The organism is Streptomyces sp. NPDC001056 (genome assembly GCF_053598955.1).
The window spans coordinates 1-25534 of the sequence record NZ_JBSFLI010000036.1; the positions used below are offsets into that span (position 1 = coordinate 1).

The window sequence follows — 25534 nt, forward strand, 5'->3', positions numbered from 1 at the left end:
CCGGAGATGGCGCAGTTCCATGATTGAGCAGCCTAGCCGCTCAATTCGATCCGATTCTCCGGTTGGACCGCGGGCCGCCGCCCGCGCCCCCATCGTCGTACCGCGTCGAGGGTCTAGCGGCCGCGCTGGCCGCCCTTCGGCAGGCGCGCCCCCTTGGGCATCGGGCCCTTCGGCACCGGCATGTTGCTCATCAGGTCGCCGAGCGCGCGCAGCCGGTCGTTGGTCGCGGTCACCTGGGGGCCGGTGAGCACACGCGGGAACTTCAGCATCGTGGTGCGCAGCTTCTTCAGCTCGACCTGGCCCTCGCCGCCGCCCACGATGATGTCGTGCACCGGCACGTCGGCGACGATGCGGTTCATCTTCTTCTTCTCGGCGGCCAGCAGGCTCTTGACCCGGTTCGGGTTGCCCTCGGCGACCAGTACGATGCCGGCCTTGCCGACCGCGCGGTGCACCACGTCCTGGCTGCGGTTCATCGCCACCGCGGGGGTGGTGGTCCAGCCCCGGCCGACGTTGTCCAGCACCGCCGCCGCGGCGCCCGGCTGGCCCTCCATCTGGCCGAAGGCGGCCCGCTCGGCCCGGCGGCCGAACACGACCGCCGTCGCCAGCAGGCCGACCAGCAGGCCGAAGATGCCCAGGTACACCGGGTGGCCCACCAAGAAGCCGATCACGAGGAACACCGCGAGCGTGCCGAGGCCGACGGCCGCGAGCACAAGGCCGATCTTGGTGTCGACCTTGCGGGTCATCCGGTACGTGAGGGCGATCTGCTTCAGTCGCCCGGCATTCGCGGCGTCCGCCGCGGTTTCCTTCCTCGCCATGCCACGAAGTCTACGTGGCCCCGGGAGCGCGGACGACGGCAGTGCCCGCGGGGGAGGGGACGTACGGGACGTGGCTCACCGGCGGTCCGCGGACCGCTCCAGGAAGTGCTGCGCCTCGACCCGGTCCCTGGCCCGGCGGCGGTCCTCCAGGACGGAGGTCCAGGCGTTGCGGCGGGCGGTGCGCTGCCCGCCGCTCATCAGCAGTGACTCGACGGCGCGGAGGGCGTCGGTGAGGGAGGGGATCGCGGTGGCGCGTACCAGCGGGGCCTGCATGGTCGGGATACCCCCTGCGAGCGGGTGGTGTACGGGGCGTGATACCAGGGTCACTGATCGGTGTTACCAGGGCGTGTCCGACCGGTCAAACACCCATGAAGCCTTGATGCGGGGCCCGCGAACGCCGACGCGGCCCTGTCGGTGGTCCTCATCAGGGAGGACGGTCAGGACCGCGTCGAACCGGTCGCTACTGGCCGGTAATTACTTGTGCGCGAATTCACACGCCCTGAAGCGGGCGCGTGCTCACACCGCCTGGCCGGCGACGTAGCTGCCGCGCTTCTCGACGGCCATCCGGTACAGGCGCCCGGCGCGGTACGAGGAGCGCACCAGCGGGCCGGACATCACGCCCGAGAAGCCGATCTGCTCGGCCTCCTCCTTCAGCTCCACGAACTCCTGCGGCTTCACCCAGCGCTCGACGGGGTGGTGGCGGACGGAGGGGCGCAGGTACTGGGTGATGGTGACGAGTTCGCAGCCGGCCTCGTGCAGCTGCCTCAGCGCCTCGCCGACCTCCTCGCGGGTCTCGCCCATGCCGAGGATCAGGTTGGACTTGGTGACCAGGCCGAAGTCGCGGGCCTCGGTGATGACCTTCAGGGAGCGCTCGTAGCGGAAGCCGGGGCGGATCCGCTTGAAGATGCGGGGCACGGTCTCGACGTTGTGCGCGAAGACCTCGGGGCGGGACTCGAAGACCTCGGCCAGCTGCTCGGGTACCGCGTTGAAGTCGGGGGCGAGCAGCTCGACCTTGGTGCGGCCGCCCGCGCGCTCCGCGGTCTGCTGGTGGATCTGGCGCACGGTCTCGGCGTACAGCCAGGCGCCGCCGTCCGCCAGGTCGTCGCGGGCCACACCGGTGATGGTGGCGTAGTTGAGGTCCATCGTGACCACGGACTCGCCGACGCGGCGGGGCTCGTCGCGGTCCAGGGCCTCGGGCTTGCCCGTGTCGATCTGGCAGAAGTCGCAGCGGCGGGTGCACTGGTCGCCGCCGATGAGGAAGGTGGCCTCGCGGTCCTCCCAGCACTCGTAGATGTTCGGGCAGCCGGCTTCCTGGCAGACCGTGTGCAGACCCTCGCTCTTCACGAGGTTCTGCATCTTGGTGTACTCGGGGCCCATTTTCGCCCGGGTCTTGATCCACTCGGGCTTGCGCTCGATGGGGGTCTGGCTGTTGCGGACCTCCAGGCGCAGCAATTTGCGTCCGTCGGGTGCGACTGCGGACACGACCGGCTCCCTAAGCTTTGATTCTTCGGCGTCCCCCAGGGTACGCCCGTGTTCTGCACGCCCTGGCGACGAGACCGACCTCATGACCGCAGGGCGCATTCCTCTGCGGGGGGACGGTCAGGCCGTCGCCTTCTCGATCGGCCTCGGGCGCAGGTCGGCGTTCTCCAGGACCTCGCGCAGGTGCTTCTCGGCGACCGGCAGGACCTCCTCCATCGTGACGTCCCGGCCCAGCTCCTCGGCCAGGGAGGCCACGCCCGCGTCGCGGATGCCGCAGGGGATGATGCGGTCGAACCACTTCATGTCGGGGCAGATGTTGAACGAGAAGCCGTGCATCGTGACGCCCTTGGCGACGCGGATGCCGATCTGGGCGATCTTGCGGTCCTCCCGGCGCTGGCCGGCGTTGGAGGGGGCGTACTCGGGGCCGTTGAGCCGGGGGTCGAACTCCTCGTCGGTCAGCCGGGGGTCGAAGTCGAGGGAGAGGCCCCCGAGGGAGGGCCGCTGCTCGACGGGGTCGCCGAGCACCCAGACCCCGCTGCGCCCCTCGACCCGGGTGGTCTCCAGGCCGAACTCCGCGCACGTGCGGATCAGGGCCTCTTCGAGGCGTCGCACGTGTGCCACCACGTCCACCGGGCGCGGGAGCTTCTGGATCGGGTAGCCGACCAGCTGGCCCGGACCGTGCCAGGTGATCTTCCCGCCGCGGTCCACGTCGATCACCGGCGTGCCGTCCAGCGGCCGCTCGCTGTCCTCCGTGCGCCGGCCCGCGGTGAACACCGGGGGGTGCTCCAGGAGCAGCACGGTGTCCGGGATCTCGTCGGCGAACCGGGCGGCGTGCACCCGGCGCTGCTCGTCCCAGGCCTCCTGGTAGTCGACGGCATCCGCGCCGAAACCCATACGGACGAACCGCAACTCACTCACGGCAAGCGCCTCCCTCGCGATGTCAGGCACGTAACGCGCCCACGCCACTGTACGTCCGTCCGCGACACGTCAGCCCTGCGGGCAATCCTCACACGATCGGATGAATGAAAGCTGAAGTATCCGAGCAGGTGCTCACTCTCCGCTACATTCGCGCCGTTCATGAGGCCAAAAGGGCTGCTCACAGGCAATCCCGGCACGTAACGAGGCCCGGAGGCAGGAGACCGCACCACAGATGACGGACCGACCCGCGCAGCGCACCCCCAACCGCCAGCTCGCCGCGCTCATCGCAGAGGCGGGGTTCTCCAACGCGGGTCTGGCCCGGCGCGTCGACCAGCTCGGCCTCGAACACGGGCTGGATCTCAGATACGACAAGACCTCCGTCACCCGCTGGCTGCGCGGTCAGCAGCCGAGGGGTACGACGCCCGCGCTGATCGCCGAGGTGTTCACCCGCCGGCTCGGGCGCCGGCTCTCGGCCCAGGATCTCGGCCTCGACGCGTGTGCGCCGGTGTACGCCGGGCTGGAGTTCGCGGCCACGCCGGAGGAGGCCGTGGACATCGTCAGCGGGCTGTGGCGCAAGGACTCCGGCAGCCATGCCGAGCTGCGCAAGATCGCGTTCACCCCGGCGGGGCTCGTCGTGCCCAGCCGGGACTGGCTGATCGGCAAGCCCGACGACCGGGTCGCGAGGGAACCGGCGCCCCGGGTGCCCGCGCAGGGCCGCCCCGGCGTGCCGCGGACGCCGGCCGGGCGGCCACGGGTGCGCGGAGCCCTGGAGCGCGCCCCCGGGCACCGGGTCGGCGGGGGCGACATCGCCGCGCTGCGTTCGGTCGGCGAACTGTTCCGCACCCTCGACGACCGGTTCGGCGGCGGGCACGCGCGGCAGGCGCTGGTGCGGTATCTGGAGCACGAGTGCGAGCCGATGCTGCGGGGGAGTTACGACGAGCAGACCGGGCGCCGGCTGTTCTCGGCCGCCGCGGATCTGACCCGGCTCGCGGGGTGGACGTCGTACGACATCGCCGCGCACGGGCTCGCCCAGCGGTACTTCGTGCAGGCGCTGCGGCTCGCGCAGGCGGCGGGGGACCGGCCGTACGGCTCCTTCGTGCTGATCACCATGAGCCGGCAGGCCGTGTATCTCGGGCACGGCAGGGAGGCGGTGCAGCTCGCGCGGGTCGCCCAGCAGGGGATCGGCACCGGGGGGCCGCCGGCCGTGCAGTCGCTGCTGAACGCCGCGGAGGCGCGGGCGCACGCGGTGCTGGGGGAGGCGCGGGCGTGCACCGCGGCGCTGGTGCGGGCCGAGCGGGCGCTGGAGGCGGCGCGGCCGGGGGACGAAGTGCCGTACTGGGCCCGGTTCTTCGACGAGGCGCAGCTCGCGGACGAGCTGGGGCACTGCCACCGGGACCTCCAGCAGTTCCGCGCGGCCGCCCAGCACGCGGAACGTTCCCTCCAGCTGCGCGCCCCCGCGTACGCCCGCAGCCGCCTGTTCTGCCGGGTCGTCCTCGCCACGGCCCGCCTCGGCCTCGGCGAACTCGACCAGGCCTGCGCGCTGGCCACCGAAGCCGCGGTTCAGGCCGCGGACATGCGCAGCGCCCGAGCCCTTGAGTACATCCGCGACTTCGAACGCCGCCTGGAGCCCTACAGGGACGCCGCCCCGGCCAGGACGTACCACGAGAAGACCGCGGCCCTGGGCTGACACCGGCCCGGCCGAGCCGGGCCGAGGAGCGGCCGTGGACCGGGCCGGGGTCCTCGGGCCCCCACCGGGCCCGAGGACCCCGGCTCAGGCCGCCTTCGGCAGCGTCGGGGCCGGGTCCGCGTGGTGCAGGGACCCGGTGGCGCCCAGGTCCGTCAGGATGGCGCGGGTGGCGCGGCGGGCCGAGTGGAGGGCGCCCTGGACGGTGCTGGTGGCGCGGTGGTCGCCGCAGACGTAGAGGCCGGCGAGGAGGCGGACCGGGCGGCGGAGGTCGTGCGGGGGGCGCATGACCGGGACCGCCTCCGGGGTGTGGTGCACGGCCAGCGTCTCCCAGCGGCGCGTGGAGGTGCCGTAGAGGCGGGAGAGGTGGATGCGGACCGCGGTGTCCACGCCCTCGGGCGGGGTGCCGAGGACCGTCGAGGAGATCAGTACGCGTCCGGCGGGCGCCCGGCTCGGGTCCACGTTGCTGAGCACCGACGTGTGCGCCACCGGCCCGCCCCGGTCCGCGTCCAGCAGCAGCGACGCGCCGGTGGAGAACGCCGCCGCCGGTTCGTCCGTCGTGTGGTGGACCACCGTCACCGGATGGAACCCCGGCACCCTGAGCCCCGGCAGCAGCTCCGCCGCCGAGCGCGCGTCGGTCGCCAGCAGCACCGCACGGCAGCGGATCTCCCCGTGCTCCGCGGTGGTCACCGACGTCGTGGAGACCGACGTGGCCCGCACCCCGGTGTGCACCGTCCCCGGCGGCAGCGCCCGCGCCAGCAGCTCCGGCAGTACGTCCGCGCCCCCCTCCGGCACGCACAGCCGCCCGCCCGCGAACGCCCGCAGCGCCAGGTCGGCGCACCGGCTGGACGTCGTCAGCTCCGGGTCGCACAGCAACGCCGCGAGCAGCGGGCGCAGGAACCCCTCCACCGTGCGGGCCGGCACCCCCCGGGCCGCGAGGGCCTGCGCGGCGGGCAGCTCCGGGCGGGCGAGGAGCCGTTCGACCGGCATCGAGGCGATCCGGTTCAGCGCCGCGCCCAGCCGCGCCTGGTCCATCGCGCCGCCCACCGGCGCGCCCCCCCTGCCGGGCGGTGCCGCCGCGCCCTTGGGGGCGCTCGCCAGGGCGCGCACCGCATGGAGTGCGCCCCTTGCGCTTCCTCCACCCGCCGGCGCGCCGGCCCGGTGGCTGCGCCCGTCGCGGTGCAGCAGCACGCCCGGCGCGAAGGGCCGCAGGACCAGGGCGTCCAGCCCCGGCGTGAACCGGAGCTCGGGATACGACGTGGACAGCAGCTGCCCGATCCGGTCGAGCCGGAAGCCGTCGACTTTCTCCGTCGCCATGCGGCCACCCACATACGAGGCGGCCTCCAGGACTGCGGTCGTTACTCCTGCGCTGGTGAGCCGGTGGGCTGCCGAGAGACCGGCGATTCCGGCTCCCACGATGACGACGTCCACCTGGTACGCGGGCTCAAGCACGAGGCCCTCCTGTGGTTGCGCGGCCGACGGAGACGTGGTGCCCCCGACCGGCTTCAGGGATACCCGAGTTCGCGTCGAGTATCAGCGCCGTGATCGGTCGTAAGGAGTCGCGCATCGGCAGGGCACGGTCGCATGGAGGTCGCATACGGTCACATCCGTTCCGTGCGCCGCAGAATGCCCTTGCGCGCCACCACGAAGCGCCCGCGCGCGCCCCAGCACCCGACACCCGACAGCGCCCCGCCCCCGCCACGGCCCCCGCCTCCGGTCCCCGGCTCCGGTCCCCGGCCCCGTGCTCCTGGCCCCCGGTCTCCGGCTCCCAGCTCGCGGCCTCCGGCCTCCGGTCTCCTGCCCCGGCTCCCAGCCCTCCGCGTCCGGCTCCCGGTCTCCTGCCCCCGGCTTCCGGCCTCCGCCCTCCGGGTGCCCGGCTCCTGGCCCCCGGTTCCCGGTCTCCGGCTTCGGCCTCCGGCTCCCGGTCCTCGGTCCCCGGCTCCCAGCCTCCGGCTCCCCGGCGCCCTCGCGTCCGCTCCCCGCCGTCCGGCCCTCCCGCGTCCGCATCCCCGGGCCTCCGGCCTCCGTGTCCGGCATGCACCCGTGCCCGCCACCTCGCACCGCACGGGAAAACCCGTATCCCCGGGCCTCCGTCCCCGGCGTCCGCATCCCCGGGCCTCCGGCCTCCGTGTCCGGCATGCACCCGTGCCCGCCACCTCGCACAGCACGGGAAAACCCGTATCCCCGGGCCTCTGCCCCCGGCGTCCGCATCCCCGGGCCTCCGGTCTCCGGCCCCCGTGTCCGGCATGCACCCGTGCCCGCCACCTCGCACCGCACGGGAAAACCCGTATCCCCGGGCCTCTGCCCCCGGCGTCCGCATCCCGGGCCTCCGGTCTCCGGCCCCCGTGTCCGGCAGGCACCCATGCCCGCCACCCCCCGCACCGCACGGGAAAACCCGTGGGCCGTCCGTACCGCCCCGCTTAGGGTGATCCGCATGTCCGAGCCGCGCATACGCCCCGCCACGCCCGCCGACGAGGAGCCCCTCGCCCACCTGGACCGGACCACCTGGTCCACCCTGCACGCGGTGACGCCACGTCCCGAGCCGCCGTACCCGCCGCTCTTCGACGAGCGCCACCTCCCCCACGACTTCCTCGTCGCCGAGCTGGACGGGCGCGTCGCCGGCTACGTCCGCCTCGCCCAGATGATCCCGCTCCCCGCCCACGCGCACGTCCTCACCATCCAGGGCTTCGTGGTCGCCGAGGAGGCCCGCGGCCGGGGTCTCGGGCGGGCGCTGATCCGGGCCGCCGTCGCCGAGGCCCGCGCGCGCGGCGCCCGGCGCCTCACCCTGCGCGTGCTCGGCCACAACACCCCGGCCAGGAAGCTCTACGAGGCCGAGGGCTTCGCCGTGGAGGGCGTCCTGCCCGGGGAGTTCCTCCTCGACGGCGCCTACGTCGACGACGTCTGCATGGGCCGCACCCTGTGACACCCGAGACCCGGCGCCCCTGATCCGCGTCAGCCCACCAGCACGCCCGTGTCCACCGCCGCCGTCGCCGTGGCCGCCCGCCGGGCGTCCTGCGCCACCTCGGCCGCCGTCAGCACGTACCCCGTCTCGGCGTCCGAGGTGGAGCGGGCGAACACCATCCCGAAGACCCGGCCGTCCGTCGTCAGCAGCGGCCCGCCGGAGTTGCCCGGACGGACCGTGGAGCGGATCGAGTAGATCTCCCGGGTGACCGCGCCGTCGTTGTAGATGTTCTGTCCCGTCGCCCGCACCAGGTTGCCCACGGTGGCCGCCTGGAGATTCAGGCTGCCGTCCTGCGGATAACCCGCCACCACCGCCGAGTCCCCGCGCGAGGCCCCCGTGTCGAAGCGCAGCACCGGCGCGTCGAGCCCCGGCACGTACAGCACCGCCACGTCCCGGTCGGGGTCGAAGAGCACCACCCGCGCCGGGTACACCGGACCGACCCCGCCCACTCGCACGGACGGCCGGGCGATGCCCGCCACCACGTGCGCGTTGGTCATCACCCGCCCCGGCGCGAAGACGAACCCGCTGCCCTCCCGGCCCTCGCTGCCCGAGACGCCCTCGATCTTGACCGTGCTCGCCTTCGCGGCGTTCGTCGCGGCCGCCGTGACGCTGTCGCCGGTGGGGCGCGGCACCTGGGCCGTCGACTCGTTCTCGAACGGGTTGAAGACCTGCGGGAACCCCGCGTCCGTCAGCGCCGAGGTGGCCCGCGAGAACCACGCGGGCGTGGTGTCCGGCATCGTCCGCTGCACCGCGCCGAGCAGCGAGGAGTCCCGGATCGCCGTGGTCAGCGCGGGAGAGGGGGCCGCGCTGAGCACGCTCGCCGCCACCCAGGCCACGATCAGCACCGCGACCGCGTTGGCCGCCGCGCCCCCGATGCCGTCCACCACCCGCAGCGGGCCCCGGTCCAGGCCACCGCGCAGCCGCAGCGCGAGCCGGCCCGCCAGCTCATGGCCCACGGCGGCGGGCACCAGCACCGTCAGCACCGCGAGCACCGTCGCCGTCGCCGTACCCCGCGCCACCTGGCCGGTCACCCAGGGCAGCGCCCACACGCCGACGACCGCGCCACCGACGAACCCCGCCAGCGAGACACACCCGGCCACCAGGCCGCGCCGGTAGCCGGACGCCGCGTACAGGAGGACCACCAGCACCAGCAGCAGGTCGAGCAGGTCCACGGAGCCGCCTTTCTCTCGGACCCCTCACGCGGACGGTCGGGCCCGCGGAACGGTCGCAGGTACATGATCGGGCGCCGACGGCGAACCGGCCACGTGTGCCTGTACCCGCAGAAACGTCCCGGACCGGGACGATGGTTCCGCCAGGTGGCACAGCGCACATCGCGGGCAGGGGTGATCGGCCCGAGGGTGGGACCATGTCCGTCGTCCGAAGAGCCGGGGGGATACGCGGGTCGCTCACCGCATGGCTGTCACGGCTGCCGCGACCGCCGCGGCCGGCGCCGCCGCGCCCTGCCCGGCGACCGCCGCGCCCCGCCCGGCGACCGCCGCGGCCGTCGCGTCTCCCCGGTCCGCTGCTCGTGCTGCTGGGCTTCCTGCCCGGTCTGATGGCCGTCCTCGTGCTCGCCCTGTACACGCGCGCCGTGGAGCGCCCCGCGCGGCTCCCGGGCGACCGGCCCGCCGCTCTCGACCTGCGCTCCGCCCCGCCGGGCACCGGGAGCACCCACCTCGCGAGCCGCCCGCTGATCGTGCCGCGCTCCGCCTGGCTGTACGGCGCCGCCCGGCACATCCAGCCGCCGCCGCGCTACGACGACAGGGTGGTCGCGGTCTTCGTGCACCACACCGACTCGCCCAACGCCTACCGGTGCGCCGACACCCCCGAGATCATCCGCCGCCTCTACGCCGGCCAGACCGGCGTCCGGCAGTGGGACGACATCGGCTACAACTTCCTCGTCGACCGCTGCGGCACGATCTACGAGGGCCGGGCGGGCGGCGTCGACCGGGCCGTCATGGGCGCCCACGCGCAGGGCTTCAACCACCGCACCGCCGGGATCGCCGCCATCGGCACCTTCACGGCGGGCGTGCCGGTGCCCCGCGCCATGACCGACGCCATCGCGGCCCTCGCGGCCTGGAAACTGGGTCTGTCCGACATCGATCCGCGCGCACGCGTGCGGCTGGTCTCCAGCAACGGGCACAGCCGCTTCCGCGCGGGGACCACCGTCACGCTGCCCGCCGTGGCAGGTCACAACGACGGCTTCATGACCAGCTGTCCCGGCGCCGCGCTGACCGCCCGGCTGCCCGACATCAGGGAGACGGCCGCCCGTCTCCAGGGCCGTCCCGCGTCCACCGCGACACCGCGCGCCACCGCCCCCACCGCCGCCCGTCCGGTGACCGCTGCGACGGCCGCCCCGACGGCCGCTCAGCCCTTGAAGCGTTCCCAGAGCCGGGGATAGAGCTGCGCGAGAAGCGCCTCGTCCTCGAAGTCGACCGGGGTGCCCGCCGGTTCCGCGGGCGCGGGCGGGATGCCGAGGTCGGCCGCCACGGTGCCGGTGAGCTGCTCGTACGCCTCGTCGGCCGCGTACCCCAGCTCCTCGCCGTCGCCGTCGACCTCCTCGTCGAAGTCGCCCAGCAGCCCCGCCAGCGCGTCCGGATCGTGCAGGGCGCCCTCGAACACCTCCCGGCCCTGGCCGATCAGCCAGCACCGGAAGAAGTCGAACGCGTCGTCGCTGGCCCCGTCCAGGAGCACCCAGGCGGCGCCCCACAGGTCCCAGCGGTAGGCGCGGTTGTAGCGGGCCTCGAAGTGACGGGCGAAGTCCAGGACGCGCTCCGGGTCCAGCTGGGCGAGCCGGTCCACCAGCAGCTCGGCCTGGTCCTCGGGATCGCCCCCGGCGGCCTCGCGTGTGGTGTCGACCAGTTCCCAGAACTCCGTCTCGTCCATCACCGCTCCAGCATCGGGCCTCGGCCGGTGGGGCGCACGCGGGAGTACGGCGGCCGCGTCACGCCTCCTCGTACAGCGCCGCCAGCCGCGCCGCGTCCCGGACGAACCGCGCGCGCAGGCTCGCCGGAGCCAGCACCTCGACCTCGGGCCCGAGCCCGGTCAGCTGGGCGTACGCGACCTCCTCCGACTCCACCGGCAGCGTCACCGTCACCCACCCCGCCCCGTCCGGCTCCCCGGCACCGGCCAGCCCCTCCCGGGCCGACGGCTGCTCGACGGCGTCCGCCAGCCTGCGCACACCCTCGGGGGAGAGCCGTACGACGGCCTCGGCGCGCAGGATCGAGCGCGCGAACCGCTCGGCCTGCGCGGCCCAGTGGCCGGGCAGGTCGAAGTCCTCGTCGCGGTGGAAGCGGGTGTCCCGGGCGACGACGGAGGTGAACCGGTCGATGCGGTAGGTGCGGAAGGCCCCCGGGTCCGGCACCCGGGCGCACAGGTACCAGGCGCCCGCCTTCAGCACGAGGCCGTACGGCTCCAGGAGCCGCTCCACCTCGCCGTCGCCGCGCCGGTAGCGGGCGGTGACGCACCGGTCGTCCCACACCGCCTCGGCGATCGCGGGCAGCAGCGCGGGGGTCTGCGGCGCGCGGAACCAGCCGGGCGCGTCCAGGTGGAAGCGCTGGGCCGCGGCGCGGGGCGCGTCCCGGAGGGAGGGCGTCAGCGCCGCCGCCACCTTCAGCCGCGCCGCCGACGCCGCGTCCGCGAGCCCCATCTCCCGCAGCGCCCCCGGCACCCCGCTGAGGAACAGCGCCTCCGCCTCGCTCCGGTCCAGCCCCGTCAGCCGCGTCCGGTACCCGCCGACCAGCCGGTAACCGCCCGCCCGTCCCCGGTCCGCGTACACCGGCACGCCCGCCTCCGACAGCGCCTGCGCGTCCCGGGTCACCGTCCGCTCCGACACCTCCAGCTCCCGCGCCAGCTCGCCGGCGGTCATGCAGGACCGCGCCTGGAGCAGGAGGACCATCTTGATGAGGCGGGAGGCGCGCATGCTCCCCATCATGCCGTCGGGCACCGACGAAGAAGGGGTACGGCGAGCAGCCGTACCCCTTCTTCGTGGAACCTCGGGACCTACAGCCCGTACTTCTCCCGGGCCTCCTTCACCGACGTCGCCTTCACCTCGCCGCGCCTGGCCAGCTGGGCCAGGGCGGCGACCACGATGGACTCGGCGTCGACGCCGAAGTGGCGGCGGGCGGCGGGACGGGTGTCGGAGATACCGAAGCCGTCGGTGCCGAGGGAGGACCAGTCCTGGTCGACCCACTGGGCGATCTGGTCCGGGACCTGGCGCATGTAGTCGGAGACCGCGAGCACCGGGCCCTCGGCGCCCTGGAGCGCCTGGCGGACGTACGGCACCCGCTCCTCGCCGCGCAGGAGGGCCGCGTCGGCCTCCATCGCGTCACGGCGCAGCTCGGACCAGGACGTCGCCGACCACACGTCGGCCGCGACACCCCACTCCTCGGCGAGCAGCCTCTGTGCCTGGAGCGTCCAGTGGATCGCCGTACCGGAACCCAGCAGCTGGACGCGCGGGGCGTTCGCCGGGACCGTCACGCCCGCGGACTCCGCGGTGTTGAAGCGGTACAGGCCCTTGACGATGCCCTCGTCGACACCGGCGACAGCGGGCTTCGCCGGCTGCGGCAGCGGCTCGTTGTAGACGGTGAGGTAGTAGAAGACGTTCTGGTCCTCGCCCGGCCTGGCCTCGCCGTACATCCGGCGCAGACCCTCACGGACGATCACCGCGATCTCGTACGCGAACGCGGGGTCGTACGACAGCGCCGCCGGGTTGGTCGCGGCGATCACCGGCGAGTGGCCGTCGGCGTGCTGCAGGCCCTCGCCCGTCAGCGTCGTGCGGCCGGCCGTCGCGCCCACGAGGAAGCCGCGGCCGAGCTGGTCGCCGAGCTGCCACATCTGGTCGGCCGTGCGCTGCCAGCCGAACATCGAGTAGAAGATGTAGAACGGGATCATCGCCTCGCCGTGCGTCGCGTACGCGGTGGACGCGGCGATGAAGTCGGCCATCGAACCGGCCTCGGTGATCCCCTCGTTGAGGATCTGGCCGTTCTTGGCCTCCTTGTAGTACATCAGCTGGTCGCGGTCGACCGGCTCGTACGTCTGGCCCTTGGGGGAGTAGATCCCGAGGGACGGGAAGAGCGACTCCATACCGAAGGTGCGCGCCTCGTCCGGCACGATCGGCACCCAGCGCCTGCCCGTCTCCTTGTCGCGGACCAGGTCCTTGACGAGGCGGACGAACGCCATCGTGGTGGCCACGTTCTGCGAGCCGGAGCCCTTGTCGAAGGAAGTGAACGCCTTCTCGGCCGGGGCGGGCAGCGGGGCCAGCGGGTGCGTACGACGGGCCGGGGCGAGACCGCCGAGGGCCGCGCGGCGCTCCTGGAGGTAGCGGACCTCGGGGGAGTCGGCGCCCGGGTGGCCGTAGGGCACCACGCCGTCGGCGAAGTCGCTGTCCTTGATCGGCAGGCCGAGCAGGTCCCGCATCGTCTTGAACTCGTCCACCGTCAGCTTCTTCATCTGGTGGTTGGCGTTCTTCGACGCGAAGCCGTCGCCCAGGGTGTGGCCCTTGACCGTCTGGGCCAGGATCACGGTCGGCGCGCCCTTGTGCTCGACGGCCGCCTTGTACGCGGCGTAGACCTTGCGGGCCTCGTGACCACCGCGCGAGAGGTGGAAGCACTCCAGGATCTTGTCGTCGGAGAGCAGCTTCGCCATCTCCGCCAGCGCCGGGTCGGCGCCGAAGAAGTCCTGGCGGATGTAGGCGGCGTCGCGGGTCTGGTACGTCTGGACCTGCGCGTCCGGCACCTGGCGCAGCCGGCGGACCAGCGCGCCCGTGGTGTCGAGCGCGAACAGCTCGTCCCAGGCGGTGCCCCACAGCGTCTTGACGACGTTCCAGCCGGCGCCGCGGAACTGGGCCTCCAGCTCCTGCACGATCTTGAAGTTGGCGCGGACCGGGCCGTCCAGGCGCTGGAGGTTGCAGTTGATGACGAAGGTGAGGTTGTCCAGCTCCTCACGGGCGGCGAGCGCGAGGGCCGCCGTCGACTCCGGCTCGTCCATCTCGCCGTCGCCGAGGAACGCCCACACGTGCGAGGACGAGACGTCCTTGATGCCGCGGTTGGTGAGGTAGCGGTTGAAGCGCGCCTGGTAGATCGCCGACAGCGGGCCGAGGCCCATGGAGACGGTCGGGAACTCCCAGAGCCAGGGCAGCCGGCGCGGGTGCGGGTACGACGGCAGGCCGTTGCCGCCGGCCTCCTGGCGGAAGTTGTCCAGCTGGGCCTCGTTCAGGCGGCCGTCCAGGAAGGCGCGGGCGTAGATGCCGGGGGAGGCGTGGCCCTGGATGTACAGCTGGTCGCCGGAGCCGTCACCCTCCTTGCCCTTGAAGAAGTGGTTGAAGCCGGTCTCGTAGAGCCAGGCGGCGGAGGCGAAGGTGGCGATGTGGCCGCCCACGCCGTGCTTGCTGCCCCGGGTCACCATCGCGGCCGCGTTCCAGCGGTTCCAGGCGGTGATCCGGTCCTCCATCTCCGGGTCGCCGGGCATGCCCGGCTCGGCGGAGGTGGGGATGGTGTTGACGTAGTCCGTCTCCAGCAGCTTCGGCAGCGCGATGCCGCCCTCCGCGGCGCGCTCCAGCGTGCGCCGCATCAGGTACGCGGCGCGATGCGGGCCTGCCTCCCTGGCCACGGCGTCCAGGGAGGCCCGCCACTCGGCGGTCTCCTCGGGGTCGCGGTCCGGGAGCTGGTCGAGCTCGCTCGGCTGGATGGCGTGGGGGTCGGTCATGTCGCCGCCTTCCTCAGTCGAAGGGGGTTCCCTCATCGGTAAGGGTTCGGGGGTGCCCTTGGTCTTTGGCAGGACAGGGCAGGGGGACTTCGGGTGGAAGTCCGTCGGCGACTGTAACCCCCTGATCGATGATCGATCAAAGGGTTGAGCGGTAAAACCTCTCGATTCCAAGAAAGTCGGCACCGGGTGCCTTGGGAGTGGGCACCCGGTGCCGTGTTTGATCAGGGATTTCCCAGGTGAGCGGGGGTGCGCTCGGGTGTGTCGGCCCCTCGGGGGCGCCGTGCGGGCGGCCCCCCCCGAGTCGTGCGCCGGCCACGCATCAGACGTGCGTCAGACGTGCATCAGAGGCGCATCGGAGGCGTCGGTCGGGCGTCAGGGGCGGCAGGCGCGCTTCAGGCCTGCGTCAGGCGTGCGTCAGGCGCGCGGGGCGCAACCCAGGACGTGGGCCTTCACCAGCTCCGCGATCCGCGGGTCCCGGCGCCTGAAGGCCTGCACCAGTTCCTCGTGCTCCTCGGCGTACGACTGCTGCACCGTGCCCAGCCAGCGGATCGACAGGGCGGTGAAGACCTCGATGCCGAGGCCCTCCCAGGTGTGCAGCAGCACGGAGTTGCCGGCGGCGCGCACGAGTTCGCGGTGGAAGCCGACGGTGTGCCGGACCTGGGCGGTGCCGTCGGCGGCGCGGTCGGCCTCGTACAGGGCCAGCACGTGGGGTTCCAGGGCCGAGCAGTCCGTGGAGAGGCGGTCGGCGGCCAGTTCGGCGGCGATGGCCTCCAGGCCGGCCCTGACGGGGTAGCTCTCCTCCAGATCGGCCGCGGTGAGGTTGCGGACCCGGACGCCCTTGTTCGGCGCGGACTCGATCAGCCGCAGCGACTCCAGCTCGCGCAGGGCCTCGCGCACGGGGGTCTGGCTGACCTCCAGCTCGGTGGCGATACGGCGCTCCACGATGCGCTCGCCCGGCTGCCAGCGCCCGCTGACGATTCCCTCCACGATGTGCTCGCGGATCTGTTCGCGCAGCGAGTGGACTACGGGCGCGGTCATGAGGGCTCCTCCCGGGGGCTGACATTTAGACAATACGGCGGGTTCGCTCCACGGGAGGGCGTGTGGGGGGCGCTTCAGTGCAGGTGAGACGAGGCTTACACGGGGTACGACGGCGCAAACGGGCGCCTATCGGCCCGGTTCGGTTGTTGCCGGGCGAGCACCGACCGCGCACGCAGGTCGCGCGCTGCGGCCCACGCACGCGCCGGAACGGACTCAAGCCCCCCTCGCGAGGGTGCCGGGCCCCGGGCCGGGAGCGACGCGCTCCGCCGTATGCGGGGGCGGGACGTCACCAGCGGCCGTCGCGGACCCGCGCATGGCGGCATCATCGCGGCATGGCGGCACCCCGCACCCGACGGACGGAGCCCCGCCCGGAGAAGGACTCCGGGCGGGGCTCCGCCGTGTCGCCGGTGGGGCGGTCGAGGCTTACAGGCCGAGCTCGACCTCGAACTCGCCCGCCTCCAGGATCGCCTTGACCGCCGTCAGGTAACGGGCCGCGTCGGCGCCGTCGACCAGGCGGTGGTCGTAGGAGAGGGTCAGGTAGGTCATGTCGCGGACGCCGATGACCGTGCCCTCCTCGGTCTCGATGACGGCCGGACGCTTGACCGTCGCACCGATGCCGAGGATCGCGACCTGGCCCGGCGGCACGATGATCGTGTCGAACAGGGCGCCGCGCGAACCGGTGTTGGAGATGGTGAAGGTCGCGCCGGACAGCTCGTCCGGGGTGATCTTGTTGGCACGGACCTTGCCCGCCAGCTCCGCCGTGGCCTTGGCGATGCCCGCGATGTTGAGGTCGCCGGCGTGCTTGATGACCGGGGTCATCAGGCCCTTCTCGGAGTCCACCGCGATGCCGATGTTCTCGGCGTCGAAGTAGGTGATCGTGCCCTCGGCCTCGTTGATCCTGGCGTTGATGACCGGGTGGGCCTTCAGCGCCTGCGCGGCGGCCTTGACGAAGAACGGCATCGGGGAGAGCTTGACGCCCTCACGGGCCGCGAAGGAGTCCTTCGCCTGGCCGCGCAGCCTCATCAGGCGCGTGACGTCGACCTCGACGACCGACGACAGCTGGGCCTGCTCGTGCAGCGCCTTGACCATGTTGTCGCCGATGACCTTGCGGATGCGGGTCATCTTGACGGTCTGGCCGCGCAGCGGGGAGACCTCCAGCGCCGGGGCCTTCTTGGCGGCCGGGGCGGCCGCGGCGGCCGGAGCCGGGGCGGCGGCGGGGGCCTTCGCGGCCTCGGCGGCGGCGATGACGTCCTGCTTGCGGATACGGCCGCCGACGCCCGTGCCCTTGACGGTGGCCAGGTCGACGCCGTTCTCGGCGGCGAGCTTGCGCACCAGCGGGGTCACGTACGCGCCCTCGTCCGTCGCCTGGGTGGCGGTCGGGGAGGTCGGCGCGGTGGCCGGGGTGACGGGAGCCGGGGCGGGCGCCGGAGCCGGAGCCGGGGCGGCGGCGACCGGGGCCGGGGCGGCGGCGACCGGAGCCGGGGCGGCGACCGGGGCAGCCGGGGCCGGGGCCGGGGCCGGAGCCGGGGCGGGTTCCGCGACCGGGGCCGGGGCCGGGGCGGCCGGGGCCGGGGCGGCGGCCGGGGCCGGAGCGGCGGCCGGGGCGGCCCCCGGGGCGCCGATGACGGCGAGCTTGGCGCCGACCTCGGCGGTCTCGTCCTCGCCGACCACGATCTCCAGCAGCACGCCGGAGGCGGGCGCCGGGATCTCGGTGTCGACCTTGTCCGTGGAGACTTCGAGCAGCGGCTCGTCGGCCTCGACGGAGTCGCCGACCGACTTCAGCCAGCGGGTGACGGTGCCCTCGGTGACGGACTCGCCGAGCGCGGGCAGGACCACGTCGGTGCCCTGGGCGCCACCGGCGGGGGCGGCGGCCGGAGCGGCCGGGGCGGCGGGGGCGGCCGGGGCGGCGGGGGCCTCGGCGACCGGCGCCGGGGCGGGCTCGGCCACCGGGGCCGGGGCCTCGGCGGCGGCGGGGGCCGGGGCGGCCGCGGGGGCGCCGGTGCCGTCGTCGATGACGGCCAGCTCGGCGCCGACCTCGACGGTCTCGTCCTCGGCGACCTTGATGGAGGCCAGCACGCCGGAGGCGGGCGAGGGGATCTCGGTGTCGACCTTGTCGGTCGAGACTTCGAGCAGCGGCTCGTCGGCCTCGACGCGCTCACCCTCGGCCTTCAGCCAGCGGGTGACGGTGCCCTCGGTGACGCTCTCGCCGAGCGCCGGAAGGGTTACGGAAACCGCCATGGTTTCGGTTGCTCCTTACGAATTGCGGAAGTCTGTGTCGTCGCGCCCGTGGACCGAGGGCTCAGTCGTGGGAGTGCAGCGGCTTGCCGGCCAGGGCCAGGTGGGCCTCGCCCATCGCCTCGTTCTGCGTCGGGTGGGCGTGGATGAGCTGGGCCACCTCGGCCGGCAGCGCCTCCCAGTTGTAGATCAGCTGGGCCTCGCCGACCTGCTCGCCCATGCGGTCGCCGACCATGTGGACGCCGACCACGGCACCGTCCTTCACCTGGACGAGCTTGATCTCGCCCGCGGTGTTCAGGATCTTGCTCTTGCCGTTGCCCGCCAGGTTGTACTTCAGAGCGACGACCTTGTCCGCGCCGTAGATCTCCTTGGCCTTGGCCTCGGTGATGCCGACGGAGGCGACCTCCGGGTGGCAGTACGTCACCCGCGGGACACCGTCGTAGTCGATCGGGACGACCTTCAGACCGGCCAGACGCTCCGCCACCAGGATGCCCTCGGCGAAGCCGACGTGCGCGAGCTGGAGGGTCGGGACCAGGTCGCCGACGGCGGAGATGGTCGGGACGTTGGTCCGCATGTACTCGTCGACCAGGACGTAGCCACGGTCCATGGCGACACCCTGCTCCTCGTAGCCGAGGCCCTGGGAGACCGGGCCGCGGCCGACGGCGACGAGGAGGATCTCGGCCTCGAACTCCTTGCCGTCGGCGAGGGTGACCTTGACGCCGTCCTGGGTGTACTCGGCCTTCTGGAAGAAGGTGCCGAGGTTGAACTTGATCCCGCGCTTGCGGAACGCGCGCTCCAGCAGCTTCGAGGAGTTCTCGTCCTCGACCGGGACGAGGTGCTTGAGGCCCTCGATCACGGTCACGTCGGAGCCGAAGGACTTCCACGCCGAGGCGAACTCGACGCCGATGACACCGCCGCCGAGGATGATCGCGGACTTGGGCACGCGGTCCAGGACGAGGGCGTGGTCGGAGGAGATGATCCGGTTGCCGTCGATCTCCAGGCCCGGCAGGGACTTCGGCACGGAGCCGGTCGCCAGCAGGACGTGGCGGCCCTGGACGCGCTGACCGTTCACATCGACGGAGGTGGGGGAGGACAGCCGGCCCTCGCCCTCGATGTACGTCACCTTGCGGGACGCGATCAGACCCTGCAGGCCCTTGTACAGGCCGGCGATCACGCCGTCCTTGTACTTGTGCACGGCCGGCACGTCGATGCCCTCGAAGGTGGCCTTGACGCCGAACTGCTCGCTCTCGCGGGCCTGGTCGGCGATCTCGCCCGCGTGCAGCAGGGCCTTGGTGGGGATGCAACCCCGGTGCAGGCAGGTGCCGCCGACCTTGTCCTTCTCGATCAGGGCGACGTCCAGACCCAGCTGCGCCCCGCGCAGGGCCGCGGCGTAACCACCGCTACCACCGCCGAGGATCACTAGGTCGAAAACGGTGCTGGCGTCGTTCGCCACGTCACGTCCTCCATGCATGTGCGCCTTGCGCCGATCTGCGATGACCGGCGGGCGGCTGGTGTCCGGCCGCTTGATGCTTCGGCCCTTCGGTGGGGGCCCTGTCCTGCCGGGCTCCATCTTTGCACTTGTTGGAGGCGGACGAGACGCCGGGATGGTGTGTGAGACGTCCCACTCCGGCACGCGAAAGGGGCGCGGAGAACTGCGCGAACAGCCCCCACGCCCCCGAAGCCGCACTACAGGCGGTACGGCCGAGCCGTCAGGCGGGCGTCAGCCCAGCTCACCCTCCGCGGTCAGCTCCGCGAGGCGGACCAGCGTACGCACCGCGGTCCCGGTGCCGCCCTTCGGCGTGTACCCGAAGGGCGCGCCCTCGTTGAACGCCGGGCCGGCGATGTCCAGGTGCGCCCACGAGATGCCCTCGCCCACGAACTCGCGCAGGAAGAGACCGGCCAGCAGGCCGCCGCCCCAGCGCTCGCCGACGTTGGTCATGTCGGCGATCTGGGACTCCAGGCCCTTGGTCAGGTGCTCCGGCATCGGCATCGGCCACGCCGGCTCGCCGGTCTCCTCCGCCGCCTCGTACACCGCGGTGCGGAACGCGTCGTCGTTGGCCAGGACACCCAGCGTCCGGCTGCCCAGCGCCACCATCATCGCGCCGGTGAGCGTCGCGACGTCCACGATCGCGTCCGGCTCCTCCTGCGAGGCCGCCCACAGCGCGTCGGCGAGCACCAGCCGGCCCTCCGCGTCGGTGTTGAGCACCTCCACCGTCTTGCCGCTGTACATGCGCAGCACGTCACCCGGGCGCACCGCCGAGCCGGACGGCATGTTCTCGGCCAGCGCCAGCCAGCCGGTGACGTTCGCCTCCAGACCGAGCCGGGCCGCGGCGACGACGGCCGCGAAGACCGCGGCGGCACCCGCCATGTCGCACTTCATCGTCTCGTTGTGACCGGCCGGCTTCAGGGAGATGCCGCCCGAGTCGTAGGTGATGCCCTTGCCGACGAAGGCGAGGTGGCGCTCGGCGTTCGGGTGCGTGTACGCCACCTTGACCAGGCGCGGGGCCGACGCCGAGCCGCCGCCGACGCCGAGGATGCCGCCGTAGCCGCCCTTGGCCAGCGCCTTCTCGTCGAGCACCTGCACCTTGAGGCCGTGCTCCTTGGCCGCCGCCTGCACGATCCGCGCGAAGCTCTCGGGGGTGAGGTCGTTCGGCGGGGTGTTGACGAGGTCGCGGGCGCGGTTCAGCTCCTCGCCGACCGCGACGGCGCGGGCGACGGCACCCTTGTGGGCGGCGTCGCGCGGCTTGCCGCCGAGCAGCGCGGCCTCACCCAGCGGCGCCTTGCCGTTCTTCGCGCGGGCGGCCTTCGCCTGGCCGCCGTTCTCCTTGTACGCGTCGAAGGAGTACGCACCGAGGAGCACGCCCTCGCCGATCGCCTCCAGCGCACCGGCGCCGTCCACGGGCAGCGCGAACGCGGCCTTCTTGGCGCCGGCGAGCGCCCGCGCCGCCGTACCCGCGGCCTTGCGCAGCGCCTCGGCGTCGAAACCGCCCTCGGTGTCGGGCTCCGCGCCCAGGCCCACCGCCACCACGAGCGGGGCCTTGAAGCCCGCCGGAGCGGGCAGCTTCGTCAGCTCGCCCTCGGCACCCGAGGCGCCGAGGGTCTCCAGGACGCCGGCCAGCCTGCCGTCGTACGCCTTGTCCACGGCCTCGGCGCCCGGCGCGACGACGGGTCCCTTGGCGCCCTTGGCGACACCGATCACGATCGCGTCGGCCCGCAGGCCGGGCGCCGCGGCGGTGCTGAGAGTCAGAGCAGTCACGGTGGTGAATTCTCGCTTCCGATGTGAAGTTGCTGTGGGGTGGGTCGACCGGGCCCGACAGCCGACCCTAGGTCCGGGTCTGGGGGCAGGTGGCAACCGGGGGCCTCGCCTTGTAGGCGAACACCCGGGACGAGGGTACGCGCGTAGCCCCCTTCGCTGATGTCTGCGGGTGTTCACCCGTGCGTGGCGCGGTGTTCGGCTCCACCCGCCGGGGCCTGGCAGGCCGCCTTCCCCTTCGCCGTCACATACCCGTTTGCACAAGGGAGTCGCGAGGCCGGTCGGTCAGCGTCCGAGGGCCAGCACCACGAGGGCCGCCGTCGCGGCCGTCTCCGCGAGCGCGCCGAACACGTCCCCGGTCACCCCGCCGAAGCGGCGCACACAGCGGCGCAGCAGGAGTTCGGCGGCGCCGAGCGCGAGCAGCACCGCGGCGGCGCCGCGCAGCGCGCCGTGCGGGCCGGACCCGGCGCCCCAGGCGGCCGCGCCCGCGGCGCACAGGCCGGTGAGCGCGAGCGCGCCCGGCAGCGGCACCACCCCGGCGACGGCCGCCCCGAGCCCCTCGGGCCGCGCGGCCGGCACCCCGCCGCGGGCGGCCAGGGTCAGCGCGAGCCGGGCGCTCACCGCCGCGGTCACCGCCGCCGCGGCGCCCCGCGCCCACGAGTCGTCGTACACCTGCGCCAGCACGGCCACCTGGGCCAGCAGCACCAGCACGAGGGCGAGCACCCCGAAGGGCCCGATGTCCGACCGCTTCATGATGCGCAGCGCCTCCTCGGCCGGCTTGCCGCTGCCCAGCCCGTCGGCGGTGTCGGCGAGCCCGTCCAGGTGCAGCCCGCGGGTGAGCACGGCGGGTACGGCGACCGAGCCGACGGCGGCGAGCAGCGGGCCCGCGCCCAGGAAGAGCAGCGCCAGCCCGAGACCGGCGGCGAGGGCGCCCGCGACCAGGCCGACGAGGGCGGCGGCGAGCATCCCCCCGCGCGCGGCGGCGCGGTCCCAGCGGCGCACCTGTACGGGCAGCACGGTGAGCGTGCCGAAGGCGAACCGGAGGCCGTCGAGCGGGGAGGGCGGGGAGGACGTGCGCATCGGCGCAGGTTACCCGGCACCCGCTCGCCCGCCGCCGGCCGGGCACCGGGGATAAAGTGCGCACATGGGGCACTGGTGGGTGCGGAACATCGTCGAACCGGGCAAGCTTCCGCTGCTGCTCGCCCTCGCCGCGTTCGTCCTGACCTTCGTCGTCACCCGGGTGATCACCCGTCTGATCCGGGCCGGCCGGGGGCCGTTCCGCAACGTCAGCGCGGGCGGGCTGCACATCCACCACGTCGTCCCCGGGGTCGTGCTCACCGTCGTCGGCGGCTTCGGCGCCGTCGCCAGCGACCGGCACGGCGCCGGCGGGGCGGTGGCCGCCGTGGTGTTCGGAATCGGCGCGGGCCTGGTCCTGGACGAGTTCGCGCTGATCCTGCACCTGGACGACGTCTACTGGACCGAGGAGGGCCGCAAGAGCGTCGAGGTCGTGGTGCTCACCGCCGCCCTCGTGGGCCTGCTGCTCGCCGGGTTCTCACCGTTCGGCGTCAACGACCTGAGCCAGGAGGAACTCGCCGGCCGGGGCACGGTCATCGCCAACATCGCCGCCGACTTCGTGCTGTCCCTGGTCGCCCTGAGCAAGGGCAAGGCCCGCACCGCCGTGTTCGGCGCGATCGTGCCGCTGGTCGCGCTGGTCGGCGCGCTCCGCCTGGCCCGTCCCGACTCGCTGTGGGCCCGCCGCTTCTACGGCCGCCGCCCCCGCACCCGTGCCCGAGCCACCCTGCGCGCCTACCGCCACGACCGCCGCTGGACCCCCCGCAGCCGCGCCCTTCAGGACTGGATCGGCGGCAGACCCGACCCGGGCCCCGCCCGGCTGCCCGGCGGCCGCTGAAGCAGGCCGTACGACCCGTGCCGTACCGCCACCGCCAGGCACAGCGCGCCCACCGCCATCAGCGCGGCCAGGTGCTCCTTGCCCGCCAGGTTCTCCTTGAGCAGCACCTCCGCGACCATCGCCACCGTCACCGCGCCCGTCGTGGCGTACGCGCCGTACCGCCAGGCCACGAACACCGCGAGGCCCACCACGGCCGCCGACGGGCCGGTGTCCACCACCTGCGCGTCCGTCCACGGCAGCCCGAAGGGGGCGTGCGCGCCGAGGGTGATGCCGAGGCGCGCGTACAGGGTCCCGGCGAGCGTGGCGAGGTAGGCGATGACCAGCGTCCGCCACCAGCCCAGGCACAGTTCGGCGATCCCGAACACGAACAGGATCTGTGCCAGCGCCCCCCACACCGGCAGATCCAGGGCGGGCACGAACAGCGACAGGGGGGTGCGCAGCAGACCCAGCCACAGGGGGTCCTCGGCCCGCACCGCGCCGAGGTTCTGCACCAGCCGGAAGCCCCACGGCCGGTTCTGTACGAACTGGAGCAGCGCGGTCAGGGCCACCGCCACGGCGGTCATGGGCATCGCCCGCATCGCCCGCGGGCGCGGCCTGAGCAGGGGCCCGCGCACGGTGCCGTACAGCGGTCCCCACTCGGCGCGGGCCCAGCGGGCGAGGGATCCCATGCGGGATTCCCTACCCCGCCATGGTCACCGGTGTGCCCCCAGGCGCCCGCGGTGCAGCCACTTGGGCAGTCCCGGTGCCTCCAGGAAGCCCTCCGCCCGCGCGCTCGCCAGCCCGATGCGCGGCAGGTCGGCGCTCTTCTCGAAGCACAGGAACCGCGGCTCCCAGATGGGCCGGTACTTGGCGTTGGCGCGGTACAGGGACTCGATCTGCCACCAGCGGGAGAAGAAGCTGAGCAGCGACCGCCACAGCCGGAGCACCGGCCCGGCGCCGAGCCGCGCGCCCCGTTCGAAGACCGAGCGGAACATCGCGAAGTTCAGCGAGACCTGGGTGATCCCGAGTTCCCCGGCGCGGCGCAGCAGTTCGAGGACCATGAACTCCATCAGGCCGTTCTCGGAGTCCCGGTCGCGCCGCATCAGATCCAGCGACAGCCCGCTCGGCCCCCACGGCACGAAGGACAGCAGTGCGCGCGGCCGGCCCTCGGCGTCCGCGCACTCCAGCATCACGCACCGGCCGTCCTCGGGGTCCCCGAGCCGCCCGAGCGCCATGCTGAACCCGCGCTCGGTCGCCCCGTCCCGCCAGTCGTCGGCGCGCTCGACGAGCAGCGCCATCTCGGCCGCCGGGATGTCCTCGTGGCGTCGGACGCGCACCTCGTAACCGGCCCGCCGCACCCGGTTGTACGCCTGCCGCACGGTGCGCATCGCGCGCCCCTCCAGGGTGAAGTCGGCCACCTCCACGATCGCCTCGTCCCCCAGTTCGAGGGCGTCCAGACCGTGCCGGTGGTAGACGGTGCCCGCCTCCTCGCTCGCCCCCATCACCGCCGGGATCCACCCGTGCGCCCGTGCCTCCGCGAGCCAGGGCACGATCGCGCCCGGCCAGGCCTCCGGGTCCCCGAGCGGATCGCCGGAGGCGAGGCTGACCCCGCCGACCACGCGATAGGCGACGGCCGCCTTGCCGGTCGGCGACCACACCACGCTCTTCTCCCGGCGCAGCGCGAAGTAGCCCAGCGAGTCCCGCTCGCCGTGCCGCTCCAGCAGGCCCCGCAGCCGCTTCTCGTCGTCCGCGGTGAGCGGGTCCACGGCGCGCCGGGAGCGGAAGGCGGCGTAGAACACGGCGAGGACCAGGGCCGTACTGAGCACGTTGATGGCCACGTTGGCCCAGGTGGGCGGGGTGATGCCGGGGAAGTGGCGCTCGTCGGCGGAGACCGAGACCAGGCGCAGGGTGCCGTAGTGCCAGCGCTCCAGGAACGTCGAACGGGCGGCGTCCGGCGCCTGGTTGGTGACCGTCACCAGCAGCGCGGCCAGCAGGCTGGCGGCCGGGCCGCCGACGACGGCGACGGTGGCCGCGAGCCGGGGGTTGGACCGGTCGCCCTTGGCGTAGAACTCCCGCCGCCCCACCAGCAGCGCGCCGACGAACGCGGCCGTCAGCACCAGCGACACCCAGTTCTGCGCGTACCGGTGGATCCCCGGGAACGCCATGGCGAACGCGAACAGCGCGAGGAAGACGCCGCTGAGCGCGAGGTTGAGGATCCACGCCGCGCGTTTGCGGCGCCGCATCGTGATCGCCAGGAACGCGGTGAACACGCCCGAGGCGAAGCCGGCGGTCAGCAGGTAGGGCGTGAAGAAGTCGTCCTGGTTGTGCCGGCGCACGTCCTGGTACAGCGAGACCCACACCGCGGTGAGGAAGTTGATGAACGCGACGACCCGCAGATACCAGACGGCGAAGGCGGCGGCCCGCCGTGACGCCCCGACGGCCCGCCGCCCGACCTCGGTCGGCCGCTCCGCCTCGACATGCGGGGGCGGGACGGCGATTCGGGCATCTCCCATGTCGCTGGATCATATGGGGGCTGCCCGAGCGAACCGCCCTTATC

20 protein-coding genes are annotated in these 25534 nt (G+C 73.6%); 4 read left to right on the forward strand and 16 right to left on the reverse strand.

The genetic code is table 11. From position 1 onward, the window contains the following. Positions 1–113: 113 nt before the first annotated feature. The 4 genes from ACWDD7_RS31040 to lipB all read right to left on the reverse strand — a co-directional run bounded on the left by ACWDD7_RS31040 (position 114) and on the right by lipB (position 3212). Positions 114–815 (reverse strand): DUF4191 domain-containing protein, encoded by a 702-nt coding sequence (locus tag ACWDD7_RS31040; RefSeq protein ID WP_351872648.1) that lies wholly within the window; start codon positions 813–815, stop codon positions 114–116. Positions 816–890: 75 nt separating this feature from the next. Beyond that, complete coding sequence (locus tag ACWDD7_RS31045) at positions 891–1088, reverse strand: SCO2195 family GlnR-regulated protein (protein WP_450459846.1); 198 nt, start codon at positions 1086–1088, stop codon at positions 891–893. A gap of 243 nt (positions 1089–1331) precedes the next feature. Then, positions 1332–2297 carry a lipoyl synthase gene (gene lipA / locus ACWDD7_RS31050; protein WP_351872643.1) on the reverse strand — a complete coding sequence of 322 codons (966 nt, stop codon included), beginning with the start codon at positions 2295–2297 and terminating at the stop codon, positions 1332–1334. 117 nt (positions 2298–2414) lie between these two features. Then, complete coding sequence (lipB, locus tag ACWDD7_RS31055) at positions 2415–3212, reverse strand: lipoyl(octanoyl) transferase LipB (RefSeq protein ID WP_351872640.1); 798 nt, start codon at positions 3210–3212, stop codon at positions 2415–2417. Between the two features lie 232 nt (positions 3213–3444). On the opposite strand from lipB, the gene ACWDD7_RS31060 reads away from it, so the two are divergent. Beyond that, the gene (locus ACWDD7_RS31060; protein ID WP_450459847.1) at positions 3445–4899 is read left to right on the forward strand and encodes a regulator; all 1455 of its coding nucleotides are present in this window, start codon (positions 3445–3447) and stop codon (positions 4897–4899) included. 84 nt (positions 4900–4983) lie between these two features. Here the strand turns inward: ACWDD7_RS31060 and ACWDD7_RS31065 are convergent, their stop codons facing one another. Next, positions 4984–6348 (reverse strand): NAD(P)/FAD-dependent oxidoreductase, encoded by a 1365-nt coding sequence (locus tag ACWDD7_RS31065; protein ID WP_351872635.1) that lies wholly within the window; start codon positions 6346–6348, stop codon positions 4984–4986. Positions 6349–7330: 982 nt separating this feature from the next. On the opposite strand from ACWDD7_RS31065, the gene ACWDD7_RS31070 reads away from it, so the two are divergent. Continuing rightward, entirely contained in the window at positions 7331–7819 is a 489-nt protein-coding gene (locus tag ACWDD7_RS31070; RefSeq protein ID WP_351872631.1) for a GNAT family N-acetyltransferase, read from the forward strand. Positions 7820–7848: 29 nt separating this feature from the next. Here ACWDD7_RS31070 and ACWDD7_RS31075 read toward each other — a convergent pair whose 3' ends face one another. Further along, positions 7849–9030, reverse strand: coding sequence for a MarP family serine protease (locus tag ACWDD7_RS31075; RefSeq protein ID WP_351872628.1), 1182 nt, complete (start codon positions 9028–9030; stop codon positions 7849–7851). Positions 9031–9386: 356 nt separating this feature from the next. On the opposite strand from ACWDD7_RS31075, the gene ACWDD7_RS31080 reads away from it, so the two are divergent. After that, entirely contained in the window at positions 9387–10259 is an 873-nt protein-coding gene (locus ACWDD7_RS31080) for a peptidoglycan recognition protein family protein (RefSeq protein ID WP_450459848.1), read from the forward strand. Here ACWDD7_RS31080 and ACWDD7_RS31085 read toward each other — a convergent pair. From ACWDD7_RS31085 to ACWDD7_RS31120, 8 genes are all read right to left on the reverse strand, one after another. Continuing rightward, positions 10226–10744: a DUF4240 domain-containing protein gene (locus ACWDD7_RS31085; RefSeq protein ID WP_351872623.1), complete on the reverse strand. Its 519-nt coding sequence runs from the start codon at positions 10742–10744 to the stop codon at positions 10226–10228. The two genes, ACWDD7_RS31080 and ACWDD7_RS31085, sit on opposite strands and share 34 nt — an antisense overlap. Before the next feature lie 58 nt (positions 10745–10802). After that, positions 10803–11780: a helix-turn-helix transcriptional regulator gene (locus ACWDD7_RS31090; RefSeq protein ID WP_450459849.1), complete on the reverse strand. Its 978-nt coding sequence runs from the start codon at positions 11778–11780 to the stop codon at positions 10803–10805. Between the two features lie 80 nt (positions 11781–11860). Next, on the reverse strand, positions 11861–14563 hold the full coding sequence (gene aceE, locus ACWDD7_RS31095; RefSeq protein ID WP_450459850.1) for a pyruvate dehydrogenase (acetyl-transferring), homodimeric type: 2703 nt from the start codon (positions 14561–14563) through the stop codon (positions 11861–11863). 414 nt (positions 14564–14977) lie between these two features. Then, complete coding sequence (locus ACWDD7_RS31100; RefSeq protein ID WP_351872615.1) at positions 14978–15601, reverse strand: GntR family transcriptional regulator; 624 nt, start codon at positions 15599–15601, stop codon at positions 14978–14980. A gap of 423 nt (positions 15602–16024) precedes the next feature. After that, on the reverse strand, positions 16025–17839 hold the full coding sequence (gene sucB / locus ACWDD7_RS31105) for a 2-oxoglutarate dehydrogenase, E2 component, dihydrolipoamide succinyltransferase (protein WP_450459851.1): 1815 nt from the start codon (positions 17837–17839) through the stop codon (positions 16025–16027). 61 nt (positions 17840–17900) lie between these two features. Then, positions 17901–19289 carry a dihydrolipoyl dehydrogenase gene (lpdA, locus tag ACWDD7_RS31110; protein WP_392211124.1) on the reverse strand — a complete coding sequence of 463 codons (1389 nt, stop codon included), beginning with the start codon at positions 19287–19289 and terminating at the stop codon, positions 17901–17903. A gap of 267 nt (positions 19290–19556) precedes the next feature. Beyond that, entirely contained in the window at positions 19557–21092 is a 1536-nt protein-coding gene (locus ACWDD7_RS31115) for a leucyl aminopeptidase (protein WP_450459852.1), read from the reverse strand. A gap of 282 nt (positions 21093–21374) precedes the next feature. Then, the gene (locus tag ACWDD7_RS31120; RefSeq protein WP_450459853.1) at positions 21375–22169 is read right to left on the reverse strand and encodes an adenosylcobinamide-GDP ribazoletransferase; all 795 of its coding nucleotides are present in this window, start codon (positions 22167–22169) and stop codon (positions 21375–21377) included. A 64-nt stretch (positions 22170–22233) separates the two neighbouring features. Here ACWDD7_RS31120 and ACWDD7_RS31125 point away from each other — a divergent pair, with 64 nt between their 5' ends. Further along, the gene (locus ACWDD7_RS31125; RefSeq protein WP_450459854.1) at positions 22234–22998 is read left to right on the forward strand and encodes a hypothetical protein; all 765 of its coding nucleotides are present in this window, start codon (positions 22234–22236) and stop codon (positions 22996–22998) included. Here the strand turns inward: ACWDD7_RS31125 and ACWDD7_RS31130 are convergent. Further along, positions 22938–23666, reverse strand: coding sequence for a hypothetical protein (locus tag ACWDD7_RS31130; RefSeq protein ID WP_450459855.1), 729 nt, complete (start codon positions 23664–23666; stop codon positions 22938–22940). The genes ACWDD7_RS31125 and ACWDD7_RS31130 overlap by 61 nt on opposite strands. Before the next feature lie 24 nt (positions 23667–23690). Further along, positions 23691–25490 carry a phosphatidylglycerol lysyltransferase domain-containing protein gene (locus tag ACWDD7_RS31135; protein WP_450459856.1) on the reverse strand — a complete coding sequence of 600 codons (1800 nt, stop codon included), beginning with the start codon at positions 25488–25490 and terminating at the stop codon, positions 23691–23693. Positions 25491–25534 lie beyond the last annotated feature (44 nt).

Bases quoted from the DNA above. Each gene is read 5' to 3' on its own strand.
- ACWDD7_RS31040 (WP_351872648.1), bottom strand. From the start codon at position 815: ATGGCGAGGAAGGAAACCGCGGCGGACGCCGCGAATGCCGGGCGACTG.
- ACWDD7_RS31045 (WP_450459846.1), bottom strand. From the start codon at position 1,088: ATGCAGGCCCCGCTGGTACGCGCCACCGCGATCCCCTCCCTCACCGAC.
- ACWDD7_RS31060 (WP_450459847.1), top strand. From the start codon at position 3,445: ATGACGGACCGACCCGCGCAGCGCACCCCCAACCGCCAGCTCGCCGCG.
- ACWDD7_RS31070 (WP_351872631.1), top strand. From the start codon at position 7,331: ATGTCCGAGCCGCGCATACGCCCCGCCACGCCCGCCGACGAGGAGCCC.
- ACWDD7_RS31085 (WP_351872623.1), bottom strand. From the start codon at position 10,744: ATGGACGAGACGGAGTTCTGGGAACTGGTCGACACCACACGCGAGGCC.
- ACWDD7_RS31090 (WP_450459849.1), bottom strand. From the start codon at position 11,780: ATGCGCGCCTCCCGCCTCATCAAGATGGTCCTCCTGCTCCAGGCGCGG.
- aceE (WP_450459850.1), bottom strand. From the start codon at position 14,563: ATGACCGACCCCCACGCCATCCAGCCGAGCGAGCTCGACCAGCTCCCG.
- ACWDD7_RS31100 (WP_351872615.1), bottom strand. From the start codon at position 15,601: ATGACCGCGCCCGTAGTCCACTCGCTGCGCGAACAGATCCGCGAGCAC.
- sucB (WP_450459851.1), bottom strand. From the start codon at position 17,839: ATGGCGGTTTCCGTAACCCTTCCGGCGCTCGGCGAGAGCGTCACCGAG.
- ACWDD7_RS31120 (WP_450459853.1), bottom strand. From the start codon at position 22,169: ATGCGCACGTCCTCCCCGCCCTCCCCGCTCGACGGCCTCCGGTTCGCC.
- ACWDD7_RS31125 (WP_450459854.1), top strand. From the start codon at position 22,234: ATGGGGCACTGGTGGGTGCGGAACATCGTCGAACCGGGCAAGCTTCCG.
- ACWDD7_RS31130 (WP_450459855.1), bottom strand. From the start codon at position 23,666: ATGGGATCCCTCGCCCGCTGGGCCCGCGCCGAGTGGGGACCGCTGTAC.
- ACWDD7_RS31135 (WP_450459856.1), bottom strand. From the start codon at position 25,490: ATGGGAGATGCCCGAATCGCCGTCCCGCCCCCGCATGTCGAGGCGGAG.